Below are 26966 nucleotides of genomic sequence, written 5' to 3'. Positions count from 1 at the left end.
GCGCAGCCGCGCCCGCTTGGCTCTTGCGCGGCGCAACCACGCGGGTCGGATCGGCTTACAGCCGGGCGAAGTCCTCGCGCTCCTTGCGGCCCCAGCGCAGTTGCAGCGTATACCCGTCTTCGCCCTGCACCTCGGACAGGACCAGCCCGCGCTCGAAAAGCCAGGCGCGCTTGCGTCCCTCGTCGAAGCCCAACCTCAGTGTGTCGTCCTGCAAACCCGTGTCCAGCGCCTCTGTCAGAGCCTCCAGGAACGCCTGCACGCCCTGCCCGGTCAACGCCGACACGGCCAGGATGCCCGGATCGCGTTCCGCCCGTGCCTCGGCGGCGGCGCGGGCCTCCGGGTCCAGCCGATCTGTCTTGTTCCAGACTTCCAGCCTGGGCGTGCTGTCGTCCACCCCCAGCGACGCCAGGATTTCCTCGACATCGGCGGCTTGCAGCGCGGTCTCGGCATGGCTGATGTCGCGCACATGTACGATCACATCCGCGGCCAGAACCTCTTCCAGCGTGGCGCGGAACGCTGCCACCAGTTCGGTCGGCAAGTCAGAGATGAACCCCACGGTGTCCGACAGGATCACGTCCGGCCCGGTTGGCAGCTTGACCGCCCGCATGGTGGGATCCAGCGTGGCAAAAAGCATGTCCTTGGCCATCACCTCTGCCCCGGTCAGCCGGTTGAACAGCGTCGATTTCCCGGCGTTGGTATAGCCCACCAGGGCCACGATCGGATACGGCACCTTGGCGCGCGCCTTGCGGTGCAATTCCCGCGTCTTGACCACCTTGTCCAACTGCCGCCGCAGCCGCACAAGCTGTTCGTCGATGGCGCGCCGGTCGGCCTCGATCTGGGTTTCGCCGGGGCCGCCGACGAAACCCAGCCCGCCGCGCTGGCGTTCCAGGTGGGTCCAGGCCCGCACCAGCCGCGTGCGCTGATAGGACAGTGCGGCCATCTCGACCTGCAACACCCCTTCGCGGGTTGCCGCTCGGTCGCTGAAGATCTCCAGGATCAGCCCGGTCCGGTCGAGAAGCTTGACGCCCCATTCCTTTTCAAGATTGCGCTGCTGCACCGGGGTCACCGGACCATCGATCAGCACCAGTTCAACCTCGTTTTCGCTGAACCGGTCTTTCAGTTCCTCGATCTTGCCCGACCCGAACAGCGTGCCCGGCTGCGCCTTGGGCAGGCGCACGATTTCGGAGCCCACGACATGCAGGTTCGGCAAAGCGGCGGCCAACGCCACGGCTTCTTCCAGTGCGGGCCCCGGATCACGGCGCTCGCGGTCTGACTTGAGGTCAGGGTGCAGGACCCAGGCGCGGGTCACATGCGTCGAGTGTTCTTTCACTCTTTGTCTTCACCGTCATACAGATTGATCGGCTGCGCCGGCATGATCGTCGAAATGGCATGCTTGTAGACAAGCTGGGATTGACCATCACGGCGCAGAAGGACGCAGAAATTGTCGAACCATGTGATCACACCCTGGAGTTTCACCCCGTTGATCAGGAACACGGTCACCGGCACTTTCGTCTTGCGGACGTGGTTCAGGAATGCGTCTTGAAGATTCTGTCTGTCCGAAGCCATTGAAATTGCCTTTTTTCTTTCACTGCACCGAAACCCGGTACGCCCTCTCAGCATCAATTATGTAAGCTAGGCTTCCGGGTTTCCAGTGGAAAATCAAGCATTTTTGCACTTGCGGCAAACCCGTGTCAGTCGCGCCATGCATCTGGCGTCAACATCACGATGATCGCCAACAGTTCCAGCCGCCCCAGCACCATGGCCGAGGCGAAAAGCATCTTCACATAGCCAGGCTGGCCCAGCAGCCCAAGCGGCTGTTCCGCAACCGTCACGGTGACCAGCGGTCCGGCATTCGACAGCCCCGCAACCGACATGAGAATCGCATGTTCAAAGCGCACGCCCATCAGCCCGAAAATCGTGGTGTAAAGCGCCAGCGTCATGGCAAACAGCATGAAAAAGACCCACGCAATAAAGGCCCCTTCGCGCCGGATGCGGCGGGTAAAGGTGTTCGCCCGACCTACCGATGACGGATGGATCAGCCGCTCGATTTCACGCACGCCGTTCAGATACAGCGCCAGCACACGCAGAAGTTTCACTCCTCCAGCCGTGGTGGCCACACCACCCCCGATCAGTGCCAGCCCCATCAGGATCATCCCTGGCGTCTCCAGCCCCGACCATCCCCGCGCGTCGTCCCAGTTCACGCTTTCGAAACCGGTTGTGGTCAGAAAGGACATGACCGTGAACAGGCTGCCCCACAGCGCCTGGGCCAGCGCGACCAGGTCCTCTTCGTCCCCGGTTTCAAACGCGGCCACCCAGTGGCGCAGAATCAGCAGCGCAGGGACGATCACGATCACCGCCAATCCGGCGCGGAATTCCGGGTCATGGCGCAGGCCCGGACGTCCGGTGTTCATCGTGTCATTGGAAAACGTCAGCCGCGACAGGGCAAAGAACATGAACAGGAACATCAGCATCTCGCCCGCGATGCCGCTCTGGCTGCCCGAAAGCCCCCCCACCGGCGAAATGCCTGACGTGGCCAGCACCGACATCGCGTGGCAGAGGGCGACAAACGGGGTATCGCCCGCCACCAGCAGCATCAGCCACAATGCCAGCGTCAAGCCGCCATAGACCGGCGCCAGCATCCGCGCCGAACGCAGCAGCCGTTTCGCCGGATCGGCACTGTCGGCCTGTGCACTTCCCGAAAGCAACACCTGCCCCGGCTCGCTCGAAGCCGTCACTTCAAAGCCTCCCAGCGCCAGCGGTGCCAGGATTGCGGCGGCGGCCACCCACATCAGGTACCCGCCGATCCACCCCACCTGCGCCCGCCACAGGTGTTCGGCATCTGACAGACGGGACGGCTCGAACAGGCTGGCGCCGGTGGTGGTCAGCGACGACACCATCTCGAAATAGGCATTCACGAAACTGGTTGTCCGCACCGCCTCGTGGAACGGCACCGCAAGGAAGGCCGGCAGCAGCACGAAAACCCCCAGCAGTGCCACAAGCTGCCGCAATGAACTACGCTGCGTTTCGCGGCCCGCCGTCGCCAGCCCGACAAAGCTGGTCAGCACCAGCCCGCCCAACCCGGCATAAAAGAAACTGCGGGCATCGTGGAACCCGTCCTGCCCCAGCGCCAGCGCAGCCGGGGCGACCATCGACACCGAAAACAGCCCCATCAGCATCAGGAACAATGGCAGAGAGGCCAGCACACGCATGGTTCAGAAGAAATCGATCGAGACCTGCAACAGCCGCTCGACCTCTTGCACGTCCTTGGACATCGCGAACAGGACAATCGTATCGCCCTCTTCGATCAGCGTACTGCCCGTGGGTTTGATGACCTTGCCGTTCTGCAGAATCGCCCCCACAAGCACACCTTCAGGGAAATCCGTATCACGGATGCGCTGCCCCGCGATCGGAGAGGTCGACAGAACCTCCGCCTCGATCACCTCGGCCTCGGCATCGCCAATGGAATAGACCGCGCGCACCCGACCGTGGCGGATGTGGCGCAAGATAGAGCTGACGGTAGTGGCGCGCGGGTTGATATAGGCGTCGATCCCAAGGCTGTCGATCAACGGCACCAGCGTCGGGTCGTTGATCAACGCGATGGCATAGGGACAACCTTCGGCTTTCGCACGCACCGCGGCCAGCATGTTGACCTTGTCGTCGTCGGTCACGCAAAGCACGGCGTCGGCACGCTCGATATTGGCCTCGGCCAGCAGTTCCGTATTCAGCCCGTCGCCATGCAGCACGATCGTCCGTTCCAGCGCCTCCGCGGCGTGTTCGGCCACCTTGCGGTTGCGTTCGATCACCTTGACCCGCACCCGGTCGGCGCGGCTTTCCAGCTCGCGCGCGACCATCAGCCCGACGTTGCCGCCGCCGATGATCACCACCCGTTCCTGCTTGCGCACGGTCTTGCCGAAGACCTCCATCGTGCGGCGGATGTCATCGGCATGGGCAATGACATAGCAGGCATCGCCGACGAACAACTGGTCGCCAGCCTCGGGTGCGAACAACGTCCCGTCGCGGCGCACCCCCACCACTACGGCCCTCAGGGTCGAAAACAGATCGGTCAGCTGCCGCAGCGGTGTGTTCACCACCGGGCAGTTCTCGTCGATGGTCAGGCCCAGCAGCTGCACCTTGCCGTCAAGGAAGGTCACGCTGTCAAAGGTCGCGGGCGCCGCCAGCCGGCGCTGCGCGGCGGCGGCCACTTCGCGTTCGGGGCTGATCACCACATCGATGGGCAGATGGTCGCGACGGTAAAGATCGGAATAGATCGCCGTCAGGTAACTGCGCGACCGCAGCCGGGCGATCTTGCGCGGGATGTCGAACACCGAATGGGCCACCTGGCAGGTGACCATATTGACCTCGTCGGAATAGGTCGCGGCGATGATCATGTCAGCGTCCCGCGCGCCGGCGCGGTCCAGGACATCGGGATAGGACGCAAAGCCGGAAATCCCCTGCACGTCCAGCGTGTCGGTGGCCCGGCGCACAAGATCGGGGTTGTTGTCCACAACCGTCACATCGTTGCTTTCCCCGGAAAGATGACGCGCGATCTGCCAACCCACCTGGCCTGCGCCGCAAATGATGACCTTCATCAACCGCCCCTTGCGTGCTGTTGCCTGCCTGAATGACAGGCCGCCGAAACAGCGTCAATGCCGGAATGCGCCGCTCTGGTCCGGACCGAAAAGCGGCCTGTCCCATCATCTTGCCGAAAATATCCCGGAGGTTTGGGGGCAGCGCCCCCAACCGGATTTTCGCAGAAAATCCGTACCCGGTCCACGCGTCAGTCCACCACCTCGTCCTCCAGCCGCGCCACGCGCGACCCGGCCTTGGTGCTGGTGACCACGCCCAGCGACTTCAGCTTGCGGTGCAGCGCGCTGCGCTCCATCCCGACAAAGCTCGCGGTGCGGCTGATGTTGCCGCCAAACCGGTTGATCTGCGTCAGCAGGTATTCGCGTTCGAACGCCTCGCGGGCCTCACGCAGCGGCAGCGTCGCCAGCGTCCCCGACAACACCACGCGGCTGTCGTCATCCTGCCCCACCGCGGTTTCCTGCGGCAGTTCCGAGGCCGCGATCTCGCCCGAGCCATCGCCCAGGATCAGCACCCGCTCCACCAGGTTCTTCAGCTGGCGCACGTTGCCCGGCCAGACCATGGTCTGCAACAGCGCCTGCGCCTCTTCGCTCAGCTTGCGCAGCGGCAGACCCTGGCTCTTGTTGCACTGCTCGATGAAATAGGCGGCCAGGAACGGAATGTCCTCGCACCGTTCTTCCAGGCTCGGTACCGCGATCGGCACCACGTTCAAACGATGGTACAATTCCTGCCTGAAATTCCCCGCGTCGATTTCGGCCAGCAGGTCACGGTTGGTGGATGAAATCACTCGCAGGTCGACCCGCACCTTGTCATGCCCCCCGACGCGGGTGAATTGCTGGTCGACCAGCACGCGCAGGATCTTCGACTGCGTCCCAACCGGCATATCGGCAACCTCGTCGAAATAGATCACCCCGCCATGCGCCTGTTCCAGCAATCCAGGCTCGACCCCGCGATCGGGGGTCTCACGTCCGAACAGCACCTCTTCCATGGTTTCCGGTGCCACGCCCGCGCAGTTGACGGTGACAAACGGGGCCGAGGCACGGTTGGAATTGGAATGGATATAGCGCGCTGCCACTTCCTTGCCGCACCCGGCAGGTCCGGTCAGCATCACCCGGCCGTTCGATTTCGTCACCTTGTCCAGCTGGTTCACCAGCCCACGGAACGCCGCGCTCTCGCCGACCATGCTCGCGGCCTGGGTTTCACGGCGCTTGAGCTTCTGGTTCTCGCGGCGCAGGCGGCTGGCTTCCATCGCGCGGCGGATCACCACCAGCAACTGGTCGATGTTGAACGGCTTTTCGATGAAGTCATAGGCGCCCTGCTTGATCGCCGCCACGGCGATCTCGATGTTGCCATGGCCTGAAATGATGACCACCGGCACATCGGGGTTGTCGCGCTTGACGGTTTTCAGGATGTCGATCCCGTCCATCTTGCTGTCCTTCAGCCAGATATCCAGGATCATCAGCGCCGGCGGCTCTGCATTGATCTCGGCCATGGCGTCGGTGGAATTCCCCGCGAGCCGGGTGGTGTACCCCTCGTCCTCGAGAATGTCGCCGATCAGTTCGCGAATGTCGCGCTCGTCGTCTACAATCAGAATATCGCTCATGATGCCTCTCGTCACTCAGACCGCCTGTTCAAAATCTTCTTCTGTCTTCGGGGCTGCGGGGGACAGGGGCAGACGGATCACCGCCATGGCCCCCGCATGGGACGCGCCTTCGAAAACGGGCGCATCGTCAAGGATCAGGCTGCCGCCATGTTCCTCGATAATCTTCTTCACGATGGGCAGGCCAAGGCCGGTGCCCTTGTCGCGGGTGGTCACATAAGGTTCGAACAGCCGCGCCCGGTCCTCGGGCAGACCGATCCCGTTGTCCAGAATGCGGATTTCCGCGCGGCCATCGACCTCGGCGCAGCGAATGCGGATCTCCGGGGCAAAACCGTCCGGAGCCCCTTTTTCCTGAAGGCTTTCGATCGCCTCGCCCGCGTTCTTGATCAGGTTGGTCAGCGCCTGCCCGATCATCGTCGCGTCCAGTTCCGATGGCATCGGGTCAGCGCACAGGTCGGTGACGAAGCGCACGCCGGGTTGGCCGGCCTCCTGCATCAGCACCACACCGCGCAACAGGTCGACCACGTCTTCGGGCTTGCGTTCGGGTTCGGGCATGCGCGCGAACTTGCTGAACTCGTCCACGATTCGGCGCAGATCATCGGTCTGGCGCACGATGCGTTCGGTCAGGCCGCTGACCTTCTCGGCGTCCTGCGGTTCCAGCCGCCGGACAAAACTGCGCTGGATGCGTTCCGCCGACAGCTTGATCGGGGTCAGCGGGTTCTTGATCTCATGCGCGATCCGGCGGGCAACGTCGCCCCAGGCCGCCATCCGCTGCGCGCTGACCAGGTCGGTCACGTCGTCAAAAGCCACCACATAGCCTTCCAGGCTGCCGTCTTCGCGCCGCCGCGTGGACATCCGCACCAGCAGGTTTTCGGCCCGGCCTTCCCGGCTGACCTTCAACTCTTCCTGCGCGATTTCAAGGCCTTCGGCCTGGACCCTGTCAAACAGCGGGCCAAACTCCGGCACGGCGACATGGATATGCACCGTGGCCTTGTTTTCATGCCAGCCCAACAACCGTTCCGCCGACCGGTTCACAAAGGTCACGCGCCCCTGATCGTCCAGCCCCACGACGCCTGACGTGACAGAGGTCAGGACCGAGTTGAACAGCCGCTGGCGGCGTTCGATCTGGCGGGTATTGTCCAGAAGCGTCTGGCGCTGGATTTTCAGCTGCCGGGTCATCTGGTTGAAATAGCGGCCCAGCATGGCGATCTCGTCATCGCCGTCTTCCTCGATGACCTGAACGTCCAGATCCCCGGTGCCCACGCTTTGTGCAGCCCCGGTCAGCCGCCCCACGGGGCGCGACAGCCGTTCGGCGAACCACATGCCCAGCCAGACCGCCGCCATGATCAGCAGCATTGCGAACCCAAGATACAGCAGTGCGAAGTCGAACAGCCGCCGACCCCGCTCGCTTTCCTGTTGTTGATAGAACCGTGCGGTTTCCTGCGTGTCGTCCAGCAGGTTCAGGATACCGCCATCGACCTCTCGGCTGACATAAAGATACCGGTCGACGAAGGCCCGCAGCGGCAGCAGCGCGCGGAATTCGTTATTGTCCCAGTCCTCGATCACCGCGATGCCGTTTTCTTGCGCCTCGGCCAGGTCGGCGTCGGACGGCTTTTCGAAATCGAACAGGTAGGAACGCTCACCGCGCGCCCTGATTTCACCGGTGCCGTCAATCACATAGGCCTCGCGTAGCCCCCGCTGGATCTGCGCCTGCCCCTGCGCAAGGACCTGCCGCAGGTCACCGTCGTTCATGATAAAGGTCGCACGGCGCGCAGCGTTCAGGTATTGCGCCAGCGCTTTCGCATCCTGGGTCAGATCGGCGCGATGTTCGTTCTCATAGGCCTCGGCCGCCGACAGCGACGCGCCCACCACGTTGCGGACCCGTTCGGAAAACCATGTCTCCAACCCGATGTTGATCGTCAGCACGGCAAAGACCGCGACGGTGACCGTGGGCAACAACGCCATCACGGCAAACACGCCCGTCAACCGCAGATGCAGCCGCGATCCGGCGGACTTGGCCCGTCGCGCGGCCACCATCTTGGCCACCCGTTGCAGCACCAGCGCCGCGATCAGCAGGACATAGACGAAATCCGCCAGCAGGATCAGCCGCAACACAAGCGCAGACAATCCCTGGTCCAGCGGACCAAGCGCAAGAAACGTCGCCACGGCCAGGATCGGACCGAGGATCACAAGCCCCAATGTCACGGCATTCTGGACGCGCCGCTGTCGCCGCAAACGGCTCAGCCGCGCCCAATTCAGCGTGCGTGCCCCAGTGGCCACAGCCCGACCTCTTCTTGATGTGGTGCTTTACGCACCCGACCGCAATATCTTGTGGTCCTGTCGCTGCTGACGCAACGCGGCCACGGTTGTGTGGCCCTTTTACATCAATTTGCGGCGGCGTGTCACCTGAATATCGAGTTCCGTGATCTTCTTGCGCAAAGTATTGCGGTTGATGCCAAGCAGATCGGCGCATTTCGCCTGATTGCCGCCGGTCGCTTCCAGCGCGATTTCGATCAGGGGGGCCTCAACCTCGCGCAGAATACGGCCATACAGCCCCGGCGGCGGCAGCATGTTGCCGTGCAGGTCGAAATATCGGCGCAGGTGGCGTGCCACCGATGTGCCCAGCTTTTCGCTCTCGCCACCCTGCAGGATCGGGCCCATCTCGGGCTGGTTGCCCAGAACCGCCTCGACCTCGGACCGGCTGATTTCCTCGGCGCGGCTGGTCAGCGACAGGCGCCGCACCGCATTTTCCAACTGGCGCACGTTGCCGGGCCAACTGTAGGCCCGGAAAATCTCTTTCGCGTCGGCGGATAGCCAGCGTGACGGCGCGCCCTCGCGTTCGGATTTCGCCAGGAAGTGGTCGGCAAGCAACTCGATGTCGTCTACACGTTCCCGCAACGATGGCACCTGGATCGACGCACCCGAAAGACGATAGAACAGATCCTGCCGCACCCGGCCGTCGTCCATCGCGCGGGCCAGATCGGTCTGGCTGGTGGCCATGAACCGCGGCACATGTTCGCCAGGCACATCCATCATGCGCACGATACGGGCCTGCACCTCGTCCGAAAAATCGGTGATCTCGTCAAACAGCAGCGTTCCGCCCTTGACCCGGGCCAGCACCCGCGCGGGGCCTTCCAGATCGGACAGATCGGCAGCGGTGACGGTCACGAAAGGCAGCGTGCGGCGGTCGGAAAAATCGTGGATCGCCCGCGCGATCAGCGACTTGCCGGTCCCGGATTCTCCCGAAATCAACACCGGCAGGTCGGTATTCATCACCCGCGCGACCAGGCGATACAGCGCCTGCATCGCGGCAGTCTTGCCCACCAGCGGCAGTTCGTCCGGGCCATCGCCTCCGGTCACCACCTCGTCCCGCACCGGGGTGCGCTGGCGGTTTTCCAGCGCTTTCGCGGTCCGTTTCATGAGGTCCGGCAGGTCGAAGGGCTTGGGCAGGTAGTCATACGCCTCGGCCTCGGCCGCCTGGATCGCCGTCATGATCGTGTTCTGCGCCGAAATCACGATCACCGGCAGGCCGGGGCGATCCTGGTGAATTTTCGGCAGCATTTCCAGCCCGTTGCCATCGGGCATGACCACATCCGAGATCACCACGTCGCCCTTGCCCTCACCGACCCAGCGCATCAGCGTGGTCAGCGATGAGGTGGCGTGCACCTTGCACCCGGCGCGGGTCAGCGCCTGGGTCAGAACCGTGCGGATCGTGCGGTCGTCGTCGGCAACCAGTACCGTGCCATCCATCAGTCTGTCTCCTCAGTGATCTTGGGTGCCCGCGGAAGCGAGATGCGGAACACCGTGCGGCCGGGGACCGAATCCACCGAAATCCAGCCGTCGTGGTCTGAAATGATCTTGCTGACCAGCGCCAGCCCAAGCCCCGTGCCGTTTTCCTTGCCGGAAACGAACGGGTCAAAGATATCGCCCTTGATGTGTTCTGGCAGGCCGGGACCGTCGTCGATGATCTCTACCTGCAGCGGCAGCTTCTGGGTGCTGCCATCGGTGCGCCGCATGCGGAAACTGTGGTCATAGAAGGTGTGCAGGCGGATCGTACCGCCCTCTTTCGGATCGCTCGCCTCGGCCGCGTTCTTCAGCAGGTTCAGCACCACCTGCAACAACTGGTCGGGGTCGCCAAAGGCCATCGGCAACGACGGGTCGTAATCCTCGATGTATTTCATGTGCGCACCAACGCCGAGAGAGGTCGACCGGCGCGCGCGGTCCAGCACGTCGTGAATGTTCACCGACTTGCGTTCCGGTGCCGACAGGTTGCCGAACTGTTCGACCTGTTCCAGCAGCTTCACGATGCGGCGGCTTTCGGCGACGATCAGGTCAGTCAGTTCCAGGTCTTCCTTCGACAGGTTCATCGACAGCAGCTGTGCCGCCCCGGTGATCCCGGCCAGCGGGTTCTTGATCTCATGTGCCAGCATCTCGGCCATCCCGATCGCCGACTTGGCCGCGGATTTGACCGAATGGCTTAGCGTCATCCGCCCCGCCAGTTCGCGCGGCGAGATCAGCATGATCATCCAGCCCGGGCTGCCTGCCAGCGGCGCGAAGGACAGGTTGCAGACCAGCGGCGGACGGCTGCCGGTGCCGACATCCACATCGTTGACGAACAGCGGCGTGCTGAATTCGCGGGCCCGCGCCAGGCTTTCTTCCAGCGGGGCATCAACCGCCAGCCGGTCCCAGATCGGCTGGCCTGTCAGCCACTTGGCGGAATTGTTCAGGAACCCCTCTGCCGCCGAGTTCAGATCGGCGATCCGTTCTTCGGCGTCGATCAGGATTCCCGGGATCGGCAGCGACGACCAAAGCTGAAGGTCGGTTTCGGTGTTCATGCCGCGGCCCTTTCAGACCCGCCCAGTGCCAGCGGAATCAACTGCATGACGGTTTGCGGATCGCGGCAGGTCAGCACCTCGCGCCGCAGCGGCGCGGGGGTGCCCGCGTCGTCCATGTACCAGCCCAGGTGCTTGCGCGCGACGCGGCTGCCCAGATCGGCACCGTAGAAGGCCAGCATGTCCTGGTAATGTCCTTGTACCATGTCGATCAGCGCCGCCCCCGTCGGTACGGTCGGGGCCGGTGTTCCGTACAGATCGGCGGCGATCTGCGCCAGCACCCAGGGCCGGCCCTGTGCCCCGCGCCCGACCATGACGCCATCCGCGCCCGATTGGTCCAGGGCGGTGCGCGCGCTGGGGCTGTTGATCACGTCGCCATTCGCGACCACGGGGATCGAGACCGCGTCTTTCACGGCACGGATCGCGGCCCAGTCGGCCTGCCCCTTGTAGAACTGGCACCGGGTGCGGCCGTGGATCACCACCATCGTCACCCCGGCATCCTGTGCCCGGCGGGCAAGATCGGGGGCGTTCAACGCGTCGTGATCCCAGCCCAACCGTGTTTTCAGGGTCACCGGCACATCCACCGCGGTCGCCACCGCATCGACCAGCGTCAGCGCGTGATCAAGGTTGCGCATCAGGGCAGAGCCGGAATAGCCGCCCACCACCTTCTTGGCGGGGCAGCCCATGTTGATGTCGATGATCCTTGCGCCCATGTCGGCCACCATGCGGGCGGCCTCGGCCATCGGCGCGGGCTCGCGCCCGGCCAACTGGACCGAGGTGTTCTGCGCCTCCAGCCCGAGTTCCGCCTTTGCACGGGTTCCGGGGCGCGCGGCCAGGAATTCACCGCTGGCGATCATCTCGGACACGACAAGCCCCGCCCCGAACCGCGAAACAAGGGCGCGGAACGGCAGATCCGTGATTCCAGCCAGCGGAGCCAGCAGGACAGGCGGTGAGATGGGAGTGCCGGCCAGACGAAGGGTCAAGCGCCTATTCCTTGTGCAGATGGGACTGAGTTATTGTGGAGCGCCCCACTTATCAATGAATCGGGGGGATATGCCAGCAACTGAATGGGCATTTGCTTAAAAATTAGGCGACACGTTCCGCGCAATTGCGCAGAGGTCGCACAGCGCATATGCAGACGCCATGTCGGACCAAAACCACAAGATCGCCGCCCTGATCGTTGCCGCCGGGCGCGGCACCCGTGCCGGCGGGCCGCTTCCCAAGCAATGGCAAGAGGTTGCCGGGAAACCGGTGGCCCGCTGGACGCTGGAACGGTTTGCACCGCTGGCGCGGCTGGTGCTGGTGATCCACCCCAACGACCGTGACCGCGCGCAGGCGCTGTGTGCCGGACTGCCCGTCCTGCTGGTTGACGGCGCCGCCGAGCGCGCGGGCTCCGTCCTTGCCGGGCTCGAGGCGCTGGCCGGTGACGCGCCCGACATCGTCCTGATCCACGACGTCGCCCGGCCCTGCGTCGGCGCGACCACCATCAACGCAGTCATCGCCGCGCTGGCCAGCCATGACGGCGCGGCCCCGGCCCTGCCGGTGACCGACGCGCTCTGGACAGGCGCGGACGGCATCGTGACCGGCACCCGCGATCGCGCGGGCCTGTACCGGGCACAGACACCGCAAGGCTTTCGCTTCGACGCCATCCTTGCCGCCCACCGCGCCCACCCCGGGGGCGCTGCGGACGATGTGCAGGTGGCGCGCGACGCGGGCCTGACGGTGGCGATCACCGAAGGCTCCGAACACAACCTGAAGATCACCGGCCCCGGCGATTTCGCCCGCGCGGCCCGGATACTGGAGACGGGAATGGATATCAGACTGGGCAACGGGTTCGACGTGCATCGCTTCGGCGACGGCGACCACGTCGTGCTGTGCGGGGTCAGGGTGCCCCACGGGCGCGGGCTGCAAGGGCATTCGGACGCCGATGTCGGCATGCACGCGGTGACAGACGCGATTTACGGCGCGCTGGCCGAAGGCGACATTGGCCGCCACTTTCCACCCAGCGACATGCAGTGGAAAGGCGCCGACAGCGCGATTTTCCTGCGCCACGCCGTCGATCTGGCCCGGTCCAGGGGCTATGAGATTTCCAACGTCGATTGCACGCTGATCTGCGAACGGCCCAAGATCGGCCCCCATGCCGCCGCGATGATGCAGGTCATGGGCCAGATCATGGGCCTTGCCCCGGATCGCGTGTCGATCAAGGCGACCACCTCGGAACGTCTGGGTTTTACCGGGCGAGAGGAAGGCATCGCCGCTATCGCAACCGCAACGCTGGTGAAACCATGAAAGCCATTGCCACCTTCTTTTACGTCGGACTGCTGCGCCCTGCCCCCGGCACCTGGGGATCGCTGGCCGCCCTGCCCTTTGCCTACGGCATCCACACGATCGGCGGCTTCTGGCTGTTGCTGGCGCTGACGGTGCTGGGCTTCGGCGCAGGCTGGATCGCCACGCACGAGGTGACCAAAGGGACCACGGACCACGACCCGTCCTATATCGTTATCGACGAGGTCGTCGGCCAGTGGATCGCGCTGTTCCCGGTCAGCTATGGTGCGTTGATGATGGGGATCGGGGTTGAACGGCTCTGGCCCGGCTGGGTGGCGGGGTTCCTTCTGTTCCGGCTGTTCGACATCTGGAAACCCTGGCTGGTCGGTTGGGCCGACCGGCGCGGCGACGCGCTGGGGGTGATGCTGGACGACGTGATCGCGGGCGTCTTTGCCGCGCTCGGCTCGATCGCGCTGGCCAGCCTGTACCACGGGGTGCTGATGTGACCCTGGCCGAGGAGATCGTGACCCTTGCCAGCGCGAAGAGCCTGACCGTCACCTGCGCCGAAAGCTGCACGGGCGGGATGGTGGCGGCGGCAATCACCGATGTGGCGGGTTCCTCGGCCATCTTCGAACGCGGCTTCGTGACCTATGCCAACCTGGCCAAGCAAGAGATGCTGGGTGTGTCCGGCGCAACGCTCGACGCCCATGGCGCGGTATCGGAACAGGTGGCGCGGGAAATGGCTGCGGGTGCGCGGAGCGCGGCGCGGGCAGACGTGGCCGTTGCGATCAGTGGCATCGCTGGCCCCGGCGGGTCAGAATTCAAACCCGAAGGTCGGGTCTGCTTTGCGCTGGCTCAGAACGGGGACGTCAGCAGCGAAACCGTCGAGTTCGGCGCAATCGGCCGCGCCAATGTCCGTGCACGGGCCCGCGACCACGCGCTGCGACTCATCCGCGATGCCCTGATCACAAAGTGACGATTTTTGCGCCGCCAAGGTAATTTTCTGCATATTTTTATATCAATTCTGAAACTGCCTGCATTTTAGACGGTCAAAATTCGACTTGCCGCTTTATTATGCGAGCCACTTCCCTTCTCTGGCGCGAAATCATTTGCCAAGAGGGAAGGGCCTGGAAATGAACGCAGCGGATACCGCTTGGATTCTCGTGGCAACGGCGCTTGTGCTGTTCATGACATTGCCGGGACTGGCACTGTTCTATGGCGGGCTTGTGCGTGCCCGAAATGTGCTCAGCGTGTTCATGCATTGCTATGCGATTGCCTGTTTGATGAGCGTTTTGTGGTTCGTCTTCGGCTATTCCATCGCCTTTGGCGACGGCAACGCCTGGTGGGGCGGGCTGGGCAAGATGTTCCTGTCGGGGATCACCGCCGAGACGCTGTCGGGCAGCCTGCCGGAAGTGCTGTTCTTCGCCTTCCAGATGACGTTCGCCATCATCACCCCGGCGCTGATCGTCGGGGCCTATGTCGAACGGGTGGGCTTTGGCTTCGTGCTGCTGTTTTCGGCGCTGTGGATGCTGGTCGTCTACGCTCCGGTCACCCATTGGATCTGGGGCGGCGGGTTCCTGGCCGATGGCGGCATCTTTGGCGAAACCGGGGTCAGGGATTTCGCCGGAGGCATCGTGGTGCATGAAACCGCCGGTCTGGCGGCGCTGATCATCGCGGTCTTCCTTGGCCCGCGCAAGAACCACACCACCCCGCCGCACAATCCCGGCTATGTCATGATCGGGGCGGCAATGCTCTGGGTGGGCTGGTTCGGCTTCAACGGCGGCTCGCAACTGGCCGCTGACGGCGGCGCGGCAATGGCCCTGACCGTCACGCACCTGTCGGCGGCCACCGCGTCACTGTCATGGGCGCTGTGGGAAAAGATCAAGTTCGGCAAGGCCTCGCTGGTCGGCATCGTCACCGGCACCATCGCCGGTCTGGCGTCGATCACCCCGGCCAGCGGCTTTGTCGGCCCGGTCGATGCGCTGATCATCGGCGCCATCGCCGGCATCCTGTGCCAGGAAGCGGTCAACCTGATCCGAAATGTCGTCAAGATCGACGACACGCTGGATGTTTTTGCCGTGCACGGTGTGGGCGGCATCTTCGGCACGATCATGATCGCGGTGTTCGGGGCGGGCAGCTGGGCGGCACAGCTTGGATCGCTGGCCATCGTCGGCGTCTTCACCTTTGTGGTGACGGTGGCGCTGGTGCTGATCGTGCGCGTGATCACCCCGCTGCGCGTCGATGAAGAGTCCGAGGTCAACGGGCTGGACCTGAGCGTGCACGGCGAACGCGCCTACGACACCCGCAGCTGAAGACCGGCATGTCGGAACGGGCCCCACGCGGGCCCGTTTTCACATTTCCGCGGTCAGATGCGCGACCGAACGATGATCGCCATGCACCGATTCCCAGACGCGCGCAGCCTGCGCCGCACCCAGCAGCGCCGTGGCCTTGGACCGGATCCGTGCGGCGCGGTCATCATAGGCCATCGGCGCATCCAGATCGAATTCTGCCATGTGACGTTGACCGCCCAGCACCAGTTCCACGCGCGCAGCGGTTTCCGCGACGCTGTCATCGGCCGTCACGCTGACCTTGTCGCGCAGCGCCACCAACGCCGGATCGGCGCACAGCGCATCGGTATATGTCGACAGGGCCGCGGTCGACTGCCCCAGCAGCGACGCTGCGACAACGCCGCGATAGCTGAACTTGAGCGCCAACCCGGTCTCTGGCTCGGGCTGGTTGCAGACGGTCATCCAGCGCGGATGGGTGGTGACCGCCACGCCCTTGACCGCCGAGGGATCGACGGGCTTCACGGTTTCCAGCGCCTCCAGCGTGGCATGCAGCCCGTGGCAACAGGCGTGGAACTTGTGGCTGACACCCTGCATCAACCACCCTTCCGGCTGGTCGCCGGGTCCATCGGCATGATGGGTCTGCAAGAACCCGTTCACACCATCCAGCGCACCGGGGTTCGAGACGAACCCGCGCGCTGCCAGCAACGCGGCCTCGACCCCGTTCGATGCGGCGATCCCGGCGTTCAGCGGTTTGCCCATTGTGCCGAACTGCGACTTGAGCCCCGAGGCGCGGGTTGAAACCAGCCCCAGCGCCTGCCCCGTCGCGTCCCGGTCCAGCCCCAGCAGGATCGCCGCCGCAAGCGCCGCGCCAAACGCCCCCGCCGTGCCGGTCTGGTGAAAACCCACCTGGTAATGCGCGCGCCCCAGCGTCAGCCCCATGCGCACCGACGCCTCGGTTCCGCGCAGCGCGGCCTCGGTGACCTCGGTCACGCTGGCCCCGTTTTTTTCCGCCACCGCCAGCGCCGCCGGGATCACCGCGACGGACGGGTGACCGATATGGGCAAAATGGGTGTCGTCGTAATCCAGCGCGTGGCTGGCCGCGCCATTGACCAGCGCCGCCGCCCGCAGCGGTGCCTTGCCGCCACCGAACAGGCTGGCCTGCCCGGCCCCGCCTTCGTCCAGCACCATGTCGCGGGTCAGACGCGCAACCGGTTCATCCCGGCCCGCGATCCCCACTGCCAGCCAGTCGACCAGCGACAGACGCATCACAGCCAGCGCATCGGGCGTGGCGGGCGCGGCGGTCAGGTCCAGCAGACGGGTCAGGATATCGGTCATCGCGGGGCGTCCTTTTTTCCGGGGCTCGCCAGATGGTATGACAAGCCCGGTACCGGGACGGAAGGGGGAAAACGGGCGGGGCCGTCACGCCCCGGCGCTGTAAAGCTCTGCCGCCCGGCGTTCGAAGGCACGCACGATGCGCTGCATCGCCTCGTAAAAGAACATCCCGGCCGCGCCTTGGAGGATCGGGTTGCGGAATTCGAAATCGACGAAAAAGCTGACCTCGACCCCCTCGTCCACATCCTTGAAGGCCCACTTCGAGATCATGTGCTTGAACGGCCCGTCCAGGTACTCGGTGTCGATGCGGTGGTCAGCAGGCCACAGCGTCACGCGCGACCCGAACCGTTCGCGGAACACCTTGAAGCTGATCACCAGGTCGGCCAGCATCACCGTGTGATCGCCGAAATCGTCGCGCGACCGGATCCGCGCCGCTGCCGTCCACGGCAGGAACTTGGGATAGTTCGCGACGTCCCCCACCAGGTCGTACATCTGCTGGGCGGTATAGGGCAGAACGCGCGTTTCGGAATGGGTCGGCATGGGGCCCCTTATTTGCGTGACAGTGGCGCCCCATTTCGTATGCTGCGCCCGAAAATTCAAGGGGAACCCATGCCAGAGCGTCCTTATGTCGTCGACGAGATGATTTCCGCCAAGGCCATCGCCGCCCGGATCGAAAGCCTGTGCCGAGAGATCAAGCACGAATTCGCGACCACCGACAAGCTGGTGGTCGTCGGCCTGCTGCGCGGCTCTTTCGTGTTCATCGCCGATCTGGTGCGGGAACTGGACCTGCCGATCGAGGTCGATTTCCTCGAAGCCTCGTCCTATGGCGACGCGATGGAATCAAGCCGCGAGGTGCGTATCCTGAAAGACCTGCGATCGGGCATCGAAGGCCGGGACGTCCTGGTGGTCGAGGATATCGTGGATACCGGTCACACCCTGTCGCATGTCGTGCACCTGCTGCAATCGCGCAACCCGGCGCGGCTGAAATCCATCGCCCTGCTGGACAAGCCGTCGCGGCGCGAGGTGGATTTCCGCGCCGACTGGATCGGGTTCGAGATCCCCGATGAATTCGTCGTCGGGTATGGCATCGACTTCGCCCAGCGCAACCGCAACCTGCCCTTCATTGGCAAGGTGCGTTTCCCCGATCAGGCCTGAGCGGTGGATTGGCTTTGGCTTCTGCGGATGCGGCAGTGGGCACAGCACCCGCCCAGCGCCCGTAGGGTCCTGCTGGTGATCGGGGTGATTGTGGTCTGTCTTGCGCTATATGCTACGGAACACTGGATCGGCTGGCCTGACTGGATGACGCTGGACCCCGTGCGCGCGCCCGCGCGGGTCATTCGCTAGGGTCGCGACCTTCGGAATTGCCTCTCTCGTAACTCGCGCGCGATCACAAATCTGTGTGAAACCTGTGCGGGAACAGACAATCGTTTTGCGAATATGAAGAATATGGTTGTTACGAAAAACATGCATACTGATGTGCAAGCCAATCCAATAGCAGGGAGTACCTTGATGAAAAAGACTTTTGCCGCACTGGCCGCCGTTGCCACACTCGCATCGACCGCCGCAGTCGCACAGGATTTCAAAGCGCCGATTCAGGCCCGCCAGGGTGAAATGCGTATCCTGGGCATGAACCTCGGGATCCTCGGCGGCATGGCCAAGGGCGAAGTGCCCTACACCGTCGAAGCGGCCAGTGCCGCGGCCAACTCGATCGTGGGCGTTACGATGATCCACCAGGCCACGCTGTTCCCCGCGGGCTCGGACGAGATGGGCGCCGACGGCACCCGCGCCAAGGCCGAAATCTGGGACAAGATGGACGACTACATGGCCAAGTGGGACGCCCTGGGCGCCGCCGCGGCCGAAATGCAGACCGCTGCCGCCACCGGGCAAGAGGCCATCGGCCCCGCCCTGGGCAAGATCGGCGGCGCCTGCAAGAGCTGCCACGAAGCCTATCGCGCGCCGCAGAACTGATCCGTGGCACGCATCTTGAAATACCTGGTTGCGGTGGCCGTTCTGGCCATCGCTGCCGGGCTTTGGCTGACCCGGGCGCAGCCCCTGCCGGATGATGCGCTGGCGGGGCTGTCCGGGGAAGCGACCCACGGCAAGCAGGTGTTCACCGCGGCCGGATGCGCCTCGTGCCACGCCGCGCCCGAAGCCAAAGGCGCCGACAAGCTGACGTTGAGCGGCGGGCAGCGGTTCGCATCCGATTTCGGCACCTTCATCGCGCCCAACATTTCGCCCGACCCGACCCAGGGCATCGGCGGCTGGACCCTGGCGCAGTTCGCCAGCGCGGTCACGCGCGGCGTGTCGCCGGAAGGGCAGCACCTTTATCCCGCCTTCCCCTACACGTCCTATGTCCGGATGACCGATCAGGACGTTGCCGACCTCTGGGCCTACATGCAGACCCTGCCCGCGTCCGACGTGGCCAGCCTGCCGCACGAAGTCGGGTTTCCGTTCAACATCCGGCGCAGCCTGGGCGGCTGGAAACTGCTGTTTTTCCGCGACGCCTGGGTGATGGATGTGCCGCCAGAATTGGAACGCGGCCGCTATCTGGTCGAGGCGCTGGCCCATTGCGGTGAATGCCACACCCCGCGCAACGCGCTTGGCGGGCCGGACCTGTCGCGCTGGCTGGCCGGTGCGCCCAACCCGTCGGGCCAGGGCACGATCCCCGCGCTTACACCGGACAAGCTCGACTGGTCGGCGGCGGATATCGCCTATTACCTGGAAAGCGGGTTCACCCCCGAATTCGACAGCGTGGGCGGCCACATGGCCGCCGTAGTCGAAAACTTCGCGCAACTCTCGGCCGAAGATCGCGCCGCCGTCGCCGCCTATGTCAAGGCGTTGCCGGCGCCCTGATCCAGCCCGCTGACCGCGCGGCCCTTGTCCGTCAGGGGGCGACGCAGTGTCAGCAGGCGCTGCGCTTCCTCGCCCCGGCCCATGCGCAACAGCGTTGTCGCAACGGCATATTCGATCAGGTCACGCTGCGCCCGGCTGCCACCCAGACGGGCGTGATCCCGCATCACCACCAGCAGATGCGCCAGCGCGCTCGGCCAATCCTGCGCCGCCAGCGCGCCGAACCCTTCGGCACAGGCGCGGGTGATATCGGCGGCAGGCCCCTTGGCATCGGACACGATCCGCGCCAAGGCGTCGCCCTGCCCCGCCATCGCATGTGCAAGCGCCGCGTGCACATCGGCAAAGGCCATGCCGGGGTTGGGAAAGGTGTGCGCGGCGTATTGGCTCAGCGCGTGCCAGCGTTCTGCGGGCACGTCGATGCCCGCCATGTCCGCCCGGCAATACAGCGACGCCAGATCGGTCAGGATGTTCAGCGACGGGCTGACCGACACCTCGGGGCTCAGGTCACGGTCGACGATGGCCCACATTCCGGCCTCGTCGCCTTCGGCCAGCGCCCAAAGCGCGACATGCCACGAGTTGTGGCAATGCATCAGCCCGCCGCGCGCATATCCCGACATCCAGTCCGACAGGAACGCCCGGCCCGCGCCGGTTTCGCCCACTTCGTAATAAAGATGCGCACGCACATGCGCGCCGTGGGCATTGTCGGGACGCGCCGCCAGGGACCGTTCGATATGCGCCTCGGCTTGCGCCACCTGCCCCGCCTCCATCCGGGCAAAGGCCATCTGGCCCTGAAACCACCAGTCGTCGCCGTAATGTGGCGCCAGCGTTGTCAGGAAAGCCAGCAATTCCGCCTCGCGCCCCGGCAGGCCGGAAAACCCGATCAGGCCGAAGACACCCATGTAGGGCTGCGCCATCAGCGCGTCGCGGGGATGGTCGGCCAGATGGGCGCGGATCGCGGCGGCCCCTTCGGCCCCGCGCCCGTCGATCAGATGACCGATGGCGTCGATATGCGCCCGTTCCCGGGCAGAGGCCGTGTGCGCCACGGCCCGCGCCTTGGCCAGCGCCTCCCTGGCCTGCCCCATCCGGCCAAACGCCTGGTGCGCCCGTGCGATCCCCAGGTGGCCCAGCGCGAAATCGGGATCGGCCGCGACCGCCTGTGCGAAAACGCCCTCGACATCCGGCGCGGCGGTCAGGAACGCATCCAGCCCCGCCCCCCAGGCATCCGCCGCCGCCCGCGACGCTGTCGACAGCGGCAAGCCATAGCGGTCGGTGAACATCAGACCTTGGCCAGCTTGGCCTCGCGCGCGGCGCGCAGGCGGGCGAAATCGTCCCCGGCGTGATAGGACGACCGCGTCAGCGGCGTTGCCGATACCATCAGGAACCCCTTGCCATAGGCCGCCTTTTCATAAGACGCGAATTCTTCGGGCGTGACGAAGCGATCCACGCCGTGGTGTTTCGGCGTCGGTTGCAGGTACTGACCGATGGTCAGGAAATCGACATCGGCAGCGCGCATGTCGTCCATGACCTGCAACACGCCCTGACGATCTTCGCCCAGGCCCACCATGATGCCGGATTTGGTAAAGATCGACGGGTCCAGCTCCTTGACCCGCTGCAACAGCCGCAGGCTGTGGAAATAGCGCGCGCCGGGGCGCACCTCGGGGTAGAGGCCCGGCACGGTTTCCAGATTGTGGTTGAACACATCCGGTTTGGCCGCGACCACCACCTCCAGCACCTCGGGCGCGCATTTCAGGAAATCCGGGGTCAGAATTTCGATCGTGGTACCGGGGCTGCGGTGACGCACGGCGCGGATGGTCTGGGCAAAATGCTCGGCCCCGCCGTCCTCCAAGTCGTCACGGTCGACGGATGTGATCACAACATGGTTCAGGCCCAGCTTCTGCACCGCATCCGCGACGCGGCCCGGTTCGAACGCATCCAGCGTCTGCGGCTTGCCGGTGGCGATGTTGCAGAAGGTGCAGCCACGGGTACAGATCTCGCCCATGATCATCATGGTCGCGTGGCCCTGGCTCCAGCATTCGCCGGCGTTGGGGCAACCGGCCTCTTCGCAGACGGTCACCAGCTTGTGTTCGCGCATGATGCGATGCGTATCCATATACGCCTTGCCCGCGGGCGCCTTGACGCGAATCCAGGCCGGTTTCTTGGGCTGGGCGTTGTCCGGGCGGTGCGCCTTCTCCGGGTGGCGCTGCTCCGGGATTTTGAGATCACGCATAGATTTTTCCCCGCGAACATTCTGTTTCCCGGGAATAGCATAGTCAGTGCAGGGGGTAAGTACCAGTACCGCATAGCAGTCATGCAGCGGCGCATCCCCATGTAACGAGTGCCCCCTGCACCTGGTACGCGATGTGTTCGAGGTATCGACGGGTCGGTCTGGCGAGATCGGCCCGTCCGTTCCTATCCCAACAGATCGTTTTGCGGCCCGCACGCATCGTAATGGCGGCGCAGCCGTTGCAACGCGATGCGTAACACGATCTTGCCGGACCGTTGCGACCAGCCCAACTGCTTTTCGCAGGTTTCCAGCCCTTCCAGATAGCAGCAGCAGCGCAGCGCGACATCGCCCAGCCCCGGCCCAAGCTCGCGCAGCGCGGCCGCCAGACGGTGGCGTGCGGCCTCTGCACCAATGGCCCCGGACTTGGCAGGCGGCAGCGGCAGCGCGCGACCGGCCAGGAAATCGTCCCAGTTGCGCGTCACCTTCGGGTCCAGCCGGGCCAATTCAAAATCTTCGCGCAACCGGTCTCCCGCCGAAACCAGCTCTGGGCCCAGGAACGGCTGGCCGTCCTTTTCCCTGCGCCGCGACAGCACGACAAGCGGCGGTTCGCTGCGGGCGGTACGGGGGCGGTGTGGCGCGCCGTCGAACCGGGTCAGGGATTCGGCGAATCCACGCGCGCGGTTGGCCTCCTGCGCCATCAACCGGGCCAGTTCGGCCCGTCCCTCGGCAGTGATGTGATAGCGGCTGATGCGGCCAGGCTTGTCGCAGGCGATCCAGTCCTTCAGCGCCATCGCCTGCGCCACGCCACGGTCCACGGCCAGCGGCTTTCCGACATGGGTGTCGTCAACGACCACGGCCTTTTCCATCACATCCGACACCGCCAGCACCGCCGACGGGCGGCACAGGGCCGGCAGGATCCGGCGGCTTTCCTGTTTCAGCGTTTTGGCATCCGGAATCGACGGCAGTGCATTCATGGTTTCGGTGTCCTTGTCCGCGACCTTGGCGGGGCTTTGGTGCATCGGGCCGGCAAGTTTGCGCAGCACGGCATCGACCAGCGGGTCGTCGCGGCGCGATTCAACCTTGCGGACCTGGCGCAGAACGGTCGAGGCATGGCAGCCCGCGCTGCGCGCCAGTTGCCGGATCGAGGTGCCTTGTTCGGTATGCGCAAGATAGTTTCGCGCCCCTTCCGGCACCCAGCTGGGCACCCCGTTTTCAGTAAAGTTCCTCTGCATGTGCAGTGCCGTCCGTTGCATCGCCCCCGCCCCCTTATCAACAGGGTTATCCACAAATTTACCCACAGCTTTGCGAGTAATTCTTTCGCGTTGGTTAACAAAGTGTCCGTGAAATAAGCATTGTTTCGAAATGATTAACAAAATCCACAACCACCGTACGGCGATATCCCTCTCAGGCAACACCCCTATAGGTTGTGCAACGGTCGGTCATCCGAGTCAGCAGATGTTCCGAAGGAGGACAGACCGATGCATGACATTCTTGGACTTGTGGAGCAGATCAAACGCCCCCGACTTCTGATCCACGCCGCGCGGATCGGGCTCGAGGACTACCGCCGAGACAGCTCCCTGCGCCGGCTGCTGGGCTATGGCAGCCCGCCACGCACCGGTGCCGTCCTGATCCGGCTGATCGAGATCGAGGCAGAGCTGGACAGCCGCCGGCGCGACTCCGAGGCGGGCTATTGCATTGCGCGCCATGTCGAGGTGCTGTCGGCCATCATGGCCGAAGCCCGGCTGCTGCGCCGCGCCCTCATCTGAAAAGGCAACGGGCGGCCCGATCCGGACCGCCCGCAAATTGCCATGCCGTGTGCACGGATCACATGAACGCGTCGGGCATCGAGGCTTTCTTGTTGGCGACATAGGCGTGCAGCGCCTCGGTAATGCCCGGATCCATCGCCGGTTGCTGGTACTGCGCCATCATCCGCTCGACCCGTTCGGACGCCAGCACGCGGGTGTCACGCGCGCCTTCCTCGTCCCAGGTTTCGAACGGCTTGTAGTCAAACAGCTCGGTCCGCCAGAAGGCCGATTTGAAATTCGACTGGGTGTGCGCGCAGCCAAGGTAATGACCGCCGGGGCCGACTTCGCGGATCGCGCCCATCGCCTGGGCATCCGCGTCCATATTCACACCTTCCGCGAACTTGTGCAGCGTGCCCAGCTGATCGGCATCCATCACGAACTTCTCGAAATCGGCGACCAGGCCGCCTTCCAGCCAGCCGCAGGAATGCAGCATGAAGTTCACGCCCGAAAGCAGCCCCATGTTCAGCGAATTGGCCGATTCATAAGCCGCCTGCGCATCCGGCAGCTTGGAGCCGCAGAACCCGCCCGACGACCGGAACGGCAGGTTCAGCCGACGCGCCAGTTGCCCGGCCCCATAGGTGATGTGGCTGGCCTCGGGCGTGCCAAAGGTCGGCGCACCCGAATTCATGTCGATCGAGGTCACGAACGCGCCGAAAATCACCGGTGCGCCAGGACGGCACAGCTGCGAATAGGCGATCCCGGCCAGAACTTCGGCCAGAACCTGAGTCAACGTGCCGGCCACGCTGACCGGCGCCATGGCCCCGCCCACGATGAACGGCGACACGATGCAGGCCTGCATGTTCTGCGCATAGACTTCCAGCGCCCCCATCATCACGTCATCGAAGGTCAGCGGCGAGTTGATGTTGATGAGCGAGGTCATCACGGTGTTTTCCTGCACGAAATCGCGCCCGAACAGGATTTCGCACATTTCCACCGAATCGCACGCCCGGCTGGGTTCGGTCACCGAGCCCATGAACGGTTTGTCCGACAGCGTCATATGCGCCATCAGCATGTCCAGGTGACGCTTGTTGACCGGTACGTCGGTCGGTTCGCACACGGTGCCGCCGGAATGGTGCAGCCATTTCGACATGTAGGCCAGTTTCACGAACTTCTCGAAATCCGCCATGGTGGCGTAGCGGCGCCCCCCCTTGACATCGCGCACAAACGGCGGGCCATAGACCGGGGCAAACACCAGGCTGTTGCCGCCGATTTCGACGTTGCGGGCGGGATTGCGCGCGAACTGGGTGAATTTCGACGGCGCTGTCTTGCACAACTGACGTGCCAGCCCGCGCGGAATGTGCGCGCGCTCGCCCTGCACATCGGCCCCGGCCTGGCGCCACCGCTCCAGCGCGCCGGGGTTGTTCACGAAATTCACGCCGATCTCTTCCAGAACGGTTTCGGCGTTGTATTCGATGATCTCCAGCGCTTCCTCGTTCAGCACCTCGAACAGGGGAATGTTGCGCTCGATGAACTTCGCGGTTTCGAAGCTGACGGCAGAACGTTCTGCCCGGCGCGCGGCGCCGCCTCCGCTTCTGGACCGGCGTCCGGCACGTGCGGTGGGTGCGTCAGTCATGCGTCATTCCTCCGGCAATGGGACTGGTTGGGTCCTGATAGACCGTTGCGCGCAAGGCCGAAGACGGATTTGCGCCCTTTTGCGGGCGAAAGCGACATTTGATGCGCTCAACGCTCCGCTTTTGCGACGCGAAAGCCGCTACATATATGGTGCCAAATTAGCAAAACAATGTTTTAATGATTTCGCGCGCTAACATTTTTCCGTGACAGGCCACATTCAACCCTCCTAATATCATGATTCGGGAATGTCAGGATGGCGGCCAGGAGGAGACACGGGTCCGACATCGCGACAAACACAGGTGCTGCTCACGCGCCACGTTCTTGGGAGGGACGGAAAACATGAGGAAATCTATCTTGCGCCGGCTGTCTGCCGCGACAGTTGCAGCGGGCATGGCGATCGCATCGCCCGCGCTGGCGACGAACGGGTATTTCGCAAACGGCTATGGCGGGGCGTCCAAGGGGATGGCCGGTGCGGGCGTCGCGGTGCCTGCGGGCGTTCTGGGCCTGGCACAAAACCCGGCCATGGGTCTCAAGGTCGGCAACCAGGCGGGCATGTGCCTGACCGGGTTCGCCCCCGACCGGTCCGTCACCATCAGCCCGGGCGGCGCGCTGACTACCGGCACCCACAAAAGCAAGAACGACTTCTTCCTGATTCCCTGCGGTGGCGCGAACTGGAAGCTGGGGGATCGTGCATCGCTGGGCGTGTTCATGTTCGGCAACGGTGGCATGAACACCGAATACACCACCAACTTCTTCGCACCGTTGGCGCCTCCGGGCGTGGCAAGCGCGCCGCTGGGTGTGAACCTTGAACAGGCCTTCGTCTCCGTCAACCTGTCCTACAAGCTGAACGATCAGGTCACCGTCGGTGCCGCGCCGATTTTCGCGATCCAGCGGTTCAGCGCCACCGGGCTGGAGCCGTTCGGCGGCTTTTCCAGCGCGCCGGCCAACGTCACCAACCGCGGTGACGACTGGTCCCAGGGCTATGGCTATAACCTCGGCATCCTGATCGAAGCGTCGCCGGAACTGACCTTCGGCATGTCCTACCGCTCCCGCATCGAGATGGAGAAATTCTCGAAATATTCGGGCCTGTTCGCAAATGGCGGCGAATTCGACGTGCCGGCCACGGCAACGCTGGGTGTGGCCCTGACACCCAAGACCATGCCGCAGTGGACCTTCACCGGGGAAGTGCAAAAGATCTTCTACAGCGACATCCCGTCGATCGCCAATGGCAACATCCCGCCTTTCCCGGCGCTCGGCACCCCCGGCGGTCTGGGCTTCGGCTGGAAGGACATGATGGTCTACCGTCTGGCCGCGGTCTATCGCTACAATCCGAAACTGACCCTGCGCGGCGGTGTCAGCTATGCGACCAAGTTCATCGACGACAGCTCTGCCGTAGTGAACACCCTGACCCCCGCAACGCCGCAATGGCACCTGTCGGTGGGCGCGTCGTACAAGATCAACGACCGCTGGGGCATCACGACCTCCTACACCCACGCGCTTGACGCGTCGGTCACCGGCATGAACCCCGGCCTGTCCGGCGGTGCGCAACCGGTCAAGATCCGCATGAAGCAGGACGAATTCGCCTTCGGCGTCACCTATCGCTGGTAACGCCTG

25 protein-coding genes are annotated in these 26966 nt (G+C 64.4%); 10 read left to right on the top strand and 15 right to left on the bottom strand.

Features of this window, described 5'->3' with window-relative positions; all coding sequences use genetic code 11:
* Positions 1 to 55: 55 nt before the first annotated feature.
* The 9 genes from hflX to dusB form a co-directional block, all read right to left on the bottom strand.
* Complete coding sequence (gene hflX / locus VK792_RS06815) at positions 56 to 1330, bottom strand: GTPase HflX (RefSeq protein ID WP_435404834.1); 1275 nt, start codon at positions 1328 to 1330, stop codon at positions 56 to 58.
* On the bottom strand, positions 1327 to 1566 hold the full coding sequence (gene hfq, locus VK792_RS06810; RefSeq protein ID WP_326296644.1) for an RNA chaperone Hfq: 240 nt from the start codon (positions 1564 to 1566) through the stop codon (positions 1327 to 1329). The genes hflX and hfq overlap by 4 nt, the downstream gene beginning before the upstream one ends.
* A 125-nt stretch (positions 1567 to 1691) precedes the next feature.
* Entirely contained in the window at positions 1692 to 3209 is a 1518-nt protein-coding gene (locus VK792_RS06805) for a TrkH family potassium uptake protein (RefSeq protein ID WP_326296643.1), read from the bottom strand.
* Positions 3210 to 3212: 3 nt separating this feature from the next.
* Positions 3213 to 4589 carry a Trk system potassium transporter TrkA gene (gene trkA, locus VK792_RS06800; protein WP_326296642.1) on the bottom strand — a complete coding sequence of 459 codons (1377 nt, stop codon included), beginning with the start codon at positions 4587 to 4589 and terminating at the stop codon, positions 3213 to 3215.
* A gap of 188 nt (positions 4590 to 4777) precedes the next feature.
* Positions 4778 to 6187: a nitrogen assimilation response regulator NtrX gene (gene ntrX / locus VK792_RS06795; RefSeq protein WP_326296641.1), complete on the bottom strand. Its 1410-nt coding sequence runs from the start codon at positions 6185 to 6187 to the stop codon at positions 4778 to 4780.
* Positions 6188 to 6202: 15 nt separating this feature from the next.
* The gene (locus tag VK792_RS06790) at positions 6203 to 8464 is read right to left on the bottom strand and encodes a sensor histidine kinase NtrY-like (RefSeq protein WP_326296640.1); all 2262 of its coding nucleotides are present in this window, start codon (positions 8462 to 8464) and stop codon (positions 6203 to 6205) included.
* A 99-nt stretch (positions 8465 to 8563) separates the two neighbouring features.
* Entirely contained in the window at positions 8564 to 9934 is a 1371-nt protein-coding gene (locus tag VK792_RS06785) for a response regulator (protein WP_326296638.1), read from the bottom strand.
* Positions 9934 to 11019 carry a two-component system sensor histidine kinase NtrB gene (locus tag VK792_RS06780; RefSeq protein ID WP_326296637.1) on the bottom strand — a complete coding sequence of 362 codons (1086 nt, stop codon included), beginning with the start codon at positions 11017 to 11019 and terminating at the stop codon, positions 9934 to 9936. Before VK792_RS06780 ends, VK792_RS06785 begins: the two co-directional genes overlap by 1 nt.
* The gene (gene dusB, locus VK792_RS06775) at positions 11016 to 11999 is read right to left on the bottom strand and encodes a tRNA dihydrouridine synthase DusB (protein WP_326296635.1); all 984 of its coding nucleotides are present in this window, start codon (positions 11997 to 11999) and stop codon (positions 11016 to 11018) included. Before dusB ends, VK792_RS06780 begins: the two co-directional genes overlap by 4 nt.
* A 160-nt stretch (positions 12000 to 12159) precedes the next feature.
* On the opposite strand from dusB, the gene VK792_RS06770 reads away from it, so the two are divergent.
* From VK792_RS06770 to VK792_RS06755, 4 genes are all read left to right on the top strand, one after another.
* Positions 12160 to 13305 carry a bifunctional 2-C-methyl-D-erythritol 4-phosphate cytidylyltransferase/2-C-methyl-D-erythritol 2,4-cyclodiphosphate synthase gene (locus tag VK792_RS06770; RefSeq protein ID WP_326296634.1) on the top strand — a complete coding sequence of 382 codons (1146 nt, stop codon included), beginning with the start codon at positions 12160 to 12162 and terminating at the stop codon, positions 13303 to 13305.
* Complete coding sequence (locus VK792_RS06765; RefSeq protein WP_326296633.1) at positions 13302 to 13787, top strand: phosphatidylglycerophosphatase A family protein; 486 nt, start codon at positions 13302 to 13304, stop codon at positions 13785 to 13787. The genes VK792_RS06770 and VK792_RS06765 overlap by 4 nt, the downstream gene beginning before the upstream one ends.
* Positions 13784 to 14257: a CinA family protein gene (locus VK792_RS06760; RefSeq protein WP_326296632.1), complete on the top strand. Its 474-nt coding sequence runs from the start codon at positions 13784 to 13786 to the stop codon at positions 14255 to 14257. Before VK792_RS06765 ends, VK792_RS06760 begins: the two co-directional genes overlap by 4 nt.
* A gap of 157 nt (positions 14258 to 14414) precedes the next feature.
* Positions 14415 to 15593, top strand: coding sequence for an ammonium transporter (locus VK792_RS06755; RefSeq protein ID WP_326296631.1), 1179 nt, complete (start codon positions 14415 to 14417; stop codon positions 15591 to 15593).
* A gap of 39 nt (positions 15594 to 15632) precedes the next feature.
* Here the strand turns inward: VK792_RS06755 and VK792_RS06750 are convergent, their stop codons facing one another.
* Positions 15633 to 16904 carry an MmgE/PrpD family protein gene (locus VK792_RS06750; RefSeq protein ID WP_326296629.1) on the bottom strand — a complete coding sequence of 424 codons (1272 nt, stop codon included), beginning with the start codon at positions 16902 to 16904 and terminating at the stop codon, positions 15633 to 15635.
* An 84-nt stretch (positions 16905 to 16988) separates the two neighbouring features.
* The gene (locus VK792_RS06745) at positions 16989 to 17441 is read right to left on the bottom strand and encodes a type II toxin-antitoxin system RatA family toxin (protein ID WP_326296628.1); all 453 of its coding nucleotides are present in this window, start codon (positions 17439 to 17441) and stop codon (positions 16989 to 16991) included.
* 69 nt (positions 17442 to 17510) lie between these two features.
* Between VK792_RS06745 and hpt the strand changes: the two genes are divergently transcribed.
* The 4 genes from hpt to VK792_RS06725 all read left to right on the top strand — a co-directional run bounded on the left by hpt (position 17511) and on the right by VK792_RS06725 (position 19754).
* Complete coding sequence (gene hpt, locus VK792_RS06740; RefSeq protein WP_326296627.1) at positions 17511 to 18056, top strand: hypoxanthine phosphoribosyltransferase; 546 nt, start codon at positions 17511 to 17513, stop codon at positions 18054 to 18056.
* Between the two features lie 3 nt (positions 18057 to 18059).
* Positions 18060 to 18245, top strand: a complete 186-nt coding sequence (locus VK792_RS06735) for a hypothetical protein (protein WP_326296626.1) — start codon at positions 18060 to 18062, stop codon at positions 18243 to 18245.
* A gap of 165 nt (positions 18246 to 18410) precedes the next feature.
* Positions 18411 to 18869, top strand: coding sequence for a c-type cytochrome (locus VK792_RS06730; RefSeq protein ID WP_326296625.1), 459 nt, complete (start codon positions 18411 to 18413; stop codon positions 18867 to 18869).
* A gap of 3 nt (positions 18870 to 18872) precedes the next feature.
* Positions 18873 to 19754 (top strand): cytochrome c, encoded by an 882-nt coding sequence (locus VK792_RS06725; protein ID WP_326296624.1) that lies wholly within the window; start codon positions 18873 to 18875, stop codon positions 19752 to 19754.
* Here VK792_RS06725 and VK792_RS06720 read toward each other — a convergent pair.
* From VK792_RS06720 to VK792_RS06710, 3 genes are all read right to left on the bottom strand, one after another.
* Positions 19727 to 21028 carry a tetratricopeptide repeat protein gene (locus tag VK792_RS06720; RefSeq protein ID WP_326296623.1) on the bottom strand — a complete coding sequence of 434 codons (1302 nt, stop codon included), beginning with the start codon at positions 21026 to 21028 and terminating at the stop codon, positions 19727 to 19729. The genes VK792_RS06725 and VK792_RS06720 overlap by 28 nt on opposite strands.
* A complete protein-coding gene (gene lipA, locus VK792_RS06715) occupies positions 21028 to 21978 on the bottom strand; it encodes a lipoyl synthase (protein WP_326296622.1) in 951 nt (316 codons plus the stop codon). The genes VK792_RS06720 and lipA overlap by 1 nt, the downstream gene beginning before the upstream one ends.
* Positions 21979 to 22160: 182 nt before the next feature.
* Positions 22161 to 23228 carry a DUF6456 domain-containing protein gene (locus tag VK792_RS06710; RefSeq protein WP_326296621.1) on the bottom strand — a complete coding sequence of 356 codons (1068 nt, stop codon included), beginning with the start codon at positions 23226 to 23228 and terminating at the stop codon, positions 22161 to 22163.
* A gap of 225 nt (positions 23229 to 23453) precedes the next feature.
* Between VK792_RS06710 and VK792_RS06705 the strand changes: the two genes are divergently transcribed.
* Positions 23454 to 23741 (top strand): DUF6477 family protein, encoded by a 288-nt coding sequence (locus VK792_RS06705; RefSeq protein ID WP_326296619.1) that lies wholly within the window; start codon positions 23454 to 23456, stop codon positions 23739 to 23741.
* A 58-nt stretch (positions 23742 to 23799) separates the two neighbouring features.
* Here VK792_RS06705 and VK792_RS06700 read toward each other — a convergent pair whose 3' ends face one another.
* Positions 23800 to 25353, bottom strand: coding sequence for a trimethylamine methyltransferase family protein (locus tag VK792_RS06700; RefSeq protein ID WP_326296618.1), 1554 nt, complete (start codon positions 25351 to 25353; stop codon positions 23800 to 23802).
* A gap of 338 nt (positions 25354 to 25691) precedes the next feature.
* Here VK792_RS06700 and VK792_RS06695 point away from each other — a divergent pair, with 338 nt between their 5' ends.
* The gene (locus VK792_RS06695; RefSeq protein WP_326296617.1) at positions 25692 to 26960 is read left to right on the top strand and encodes an OmpP1/FadL family transporter; all 1269 of its coding nucleotides are present in this window, start codon (positions 25692 to 25694) and stop codon (positions 26958 to 26960) included.
* Positions 26961 to 26966 lie beyond the last annotated feature (6 nt).

Origin of the sequence: Mesobacterium hydrothermale, assembly GCF_035818635.1 — a bacterium.
Lineage (GTDB): Bacteria > Pseudomonadota > Alphaproteobacteria > Rhodobacterales > Rhodobacteraceae > Mesobacterium_A > Mesobacterium_A hydrothermale.
This window is presented reverse-complemented; position numbering and strand designations above follow the sequence as displayed.

Bases quoted from the DNA above. Each gene is read 5' to 3' on its own strand.
- hfq (WP_326296644.1), bottom strand. From the start codon at position 1,566: ATGGCTTCGGACAGACAGAATCTTCAAGACGCATTCCTGAACCACGTC.
- VK792_RS06805 (WP_326296643.1), bottom strand. From the start codon at position 3,209: ATGCGTGTGCTGGCCTCTCTGCCATTGTTCCTGATGCTGATGGGGCTG.
- trkA (WP_326296642.1), bottom strand. From the start codon at position 4,589: ATGAAGGTCATCATTTGCGGCGCAGGCCAGGTGGGTTGGCAGATCGCG.
- ntrX (WP_326296641.1), bottom strand. From the start codon at position 6,187: ATGAGCGATATTCTGATTGTAGACGACGAGCGCGACATTCGCGAACTG.
- VK792_RS06785 (WP_326296638.1), bottom strand. From the start codon at position 9,934: ATGGATGGCACGGTACTGGTTGCCGACGACGACCGCACGATCCGCACG.
- VK792_RS06780 (WP_326296637.1), bottom strand. From the start codon at position 11,019: ATGAACACCGAAACCGACCTTCAGCTTTGGTCGTCGCTGCCGATCCCG.
- VK792_RS06770 (WP_326296634.1), top strand. From the start codon at position 12,160: ATGTCGGACCAAAACCACAAGATCGCCGCCCTGATCGTTGCCGCCGGG.
- VK792_RS06765 (WP_326296633.1), top strand. From the start codon at position 13,302: ATGAAAGCCATTGCCACCTTCTTTTACGTCGGACTGCTGCGCCCTGCC.
- VK792_RS06755 (WP_326296631.1), top strand. From the start codon at position 14,415: ATGAACGCAGCGGATACCGCTTGGATTCTCGTGGCAACGGCGCTTGTG.
- VK792_RS06750 (WP_326296629.1), bottom strand. From the start codon at position 16,904: ATGACCGATATCCTGACCCGTCTGCTGGACCTGACCGCCGCGCCCGCC.
- VK792_RS06745 (WP_326296628.1), bottom strand. From the start codon at position 17,441: ATGCCGACCCATTCCGAAACGCGCGTTCTGCCCTATACCGCCCAGCAG.
- hpt (WP_326296627.1), top strand. From the start codon at position 17,511: ATGCCAGAGCGTCCTTATGTCGTCGACGAGATGATTTCCGCCAAGGCC.
- VK792_RS06730 (WP_326296625.1), top strand. From the start codon at position 18,411: ATGAAAAAGACTTTTGCCGCACTGGCCGCCGTTGCCACACTCGCATCG.
- VK792_RS06720 (WP_326296623.1), bottom strand. From the start codon at position 21,028: ATGTTCACCGACCGCTATGGCTTGCCGCTGTCGACAGCGTCGCGGGCG.
- lipA (WP_326296622.1), bottom strand. From the start codon at position 21,978: ATGCGTGATCTCAAAATCCCGGAGCAGCGCCACCCGGAGAAGGCGCAC.
- VK792_RS06710 (WP_326296621.1), bottom strand. From the start codon at position 23,228: ATGCAACGGACGGCACTGCACATGCAGAGGAACTTTACTGAAAACGGG.
- VK792_RS06705 (WP_326296619.1), top strand. From the start codon at position 23,454: ATGCATGACATTCTTGGACTTGTGGAGCAGATCAAACGCCCCCGACTT.
- VK792_RS06700 (WP_326296618.1), bottom strand. From the start codon at position 25,353: ATGACTGACGCACCCACCGCACGTGCCGGACGCCGGTCCAGAAGCGGA.
- VK792_RS06695 (WP_326296617.1), top strand. From the start codon at position 25,692: ATGAGGAAATCTATCTTGCGCCGGCTGTCTGCCGCGACAGTTGCAGCG.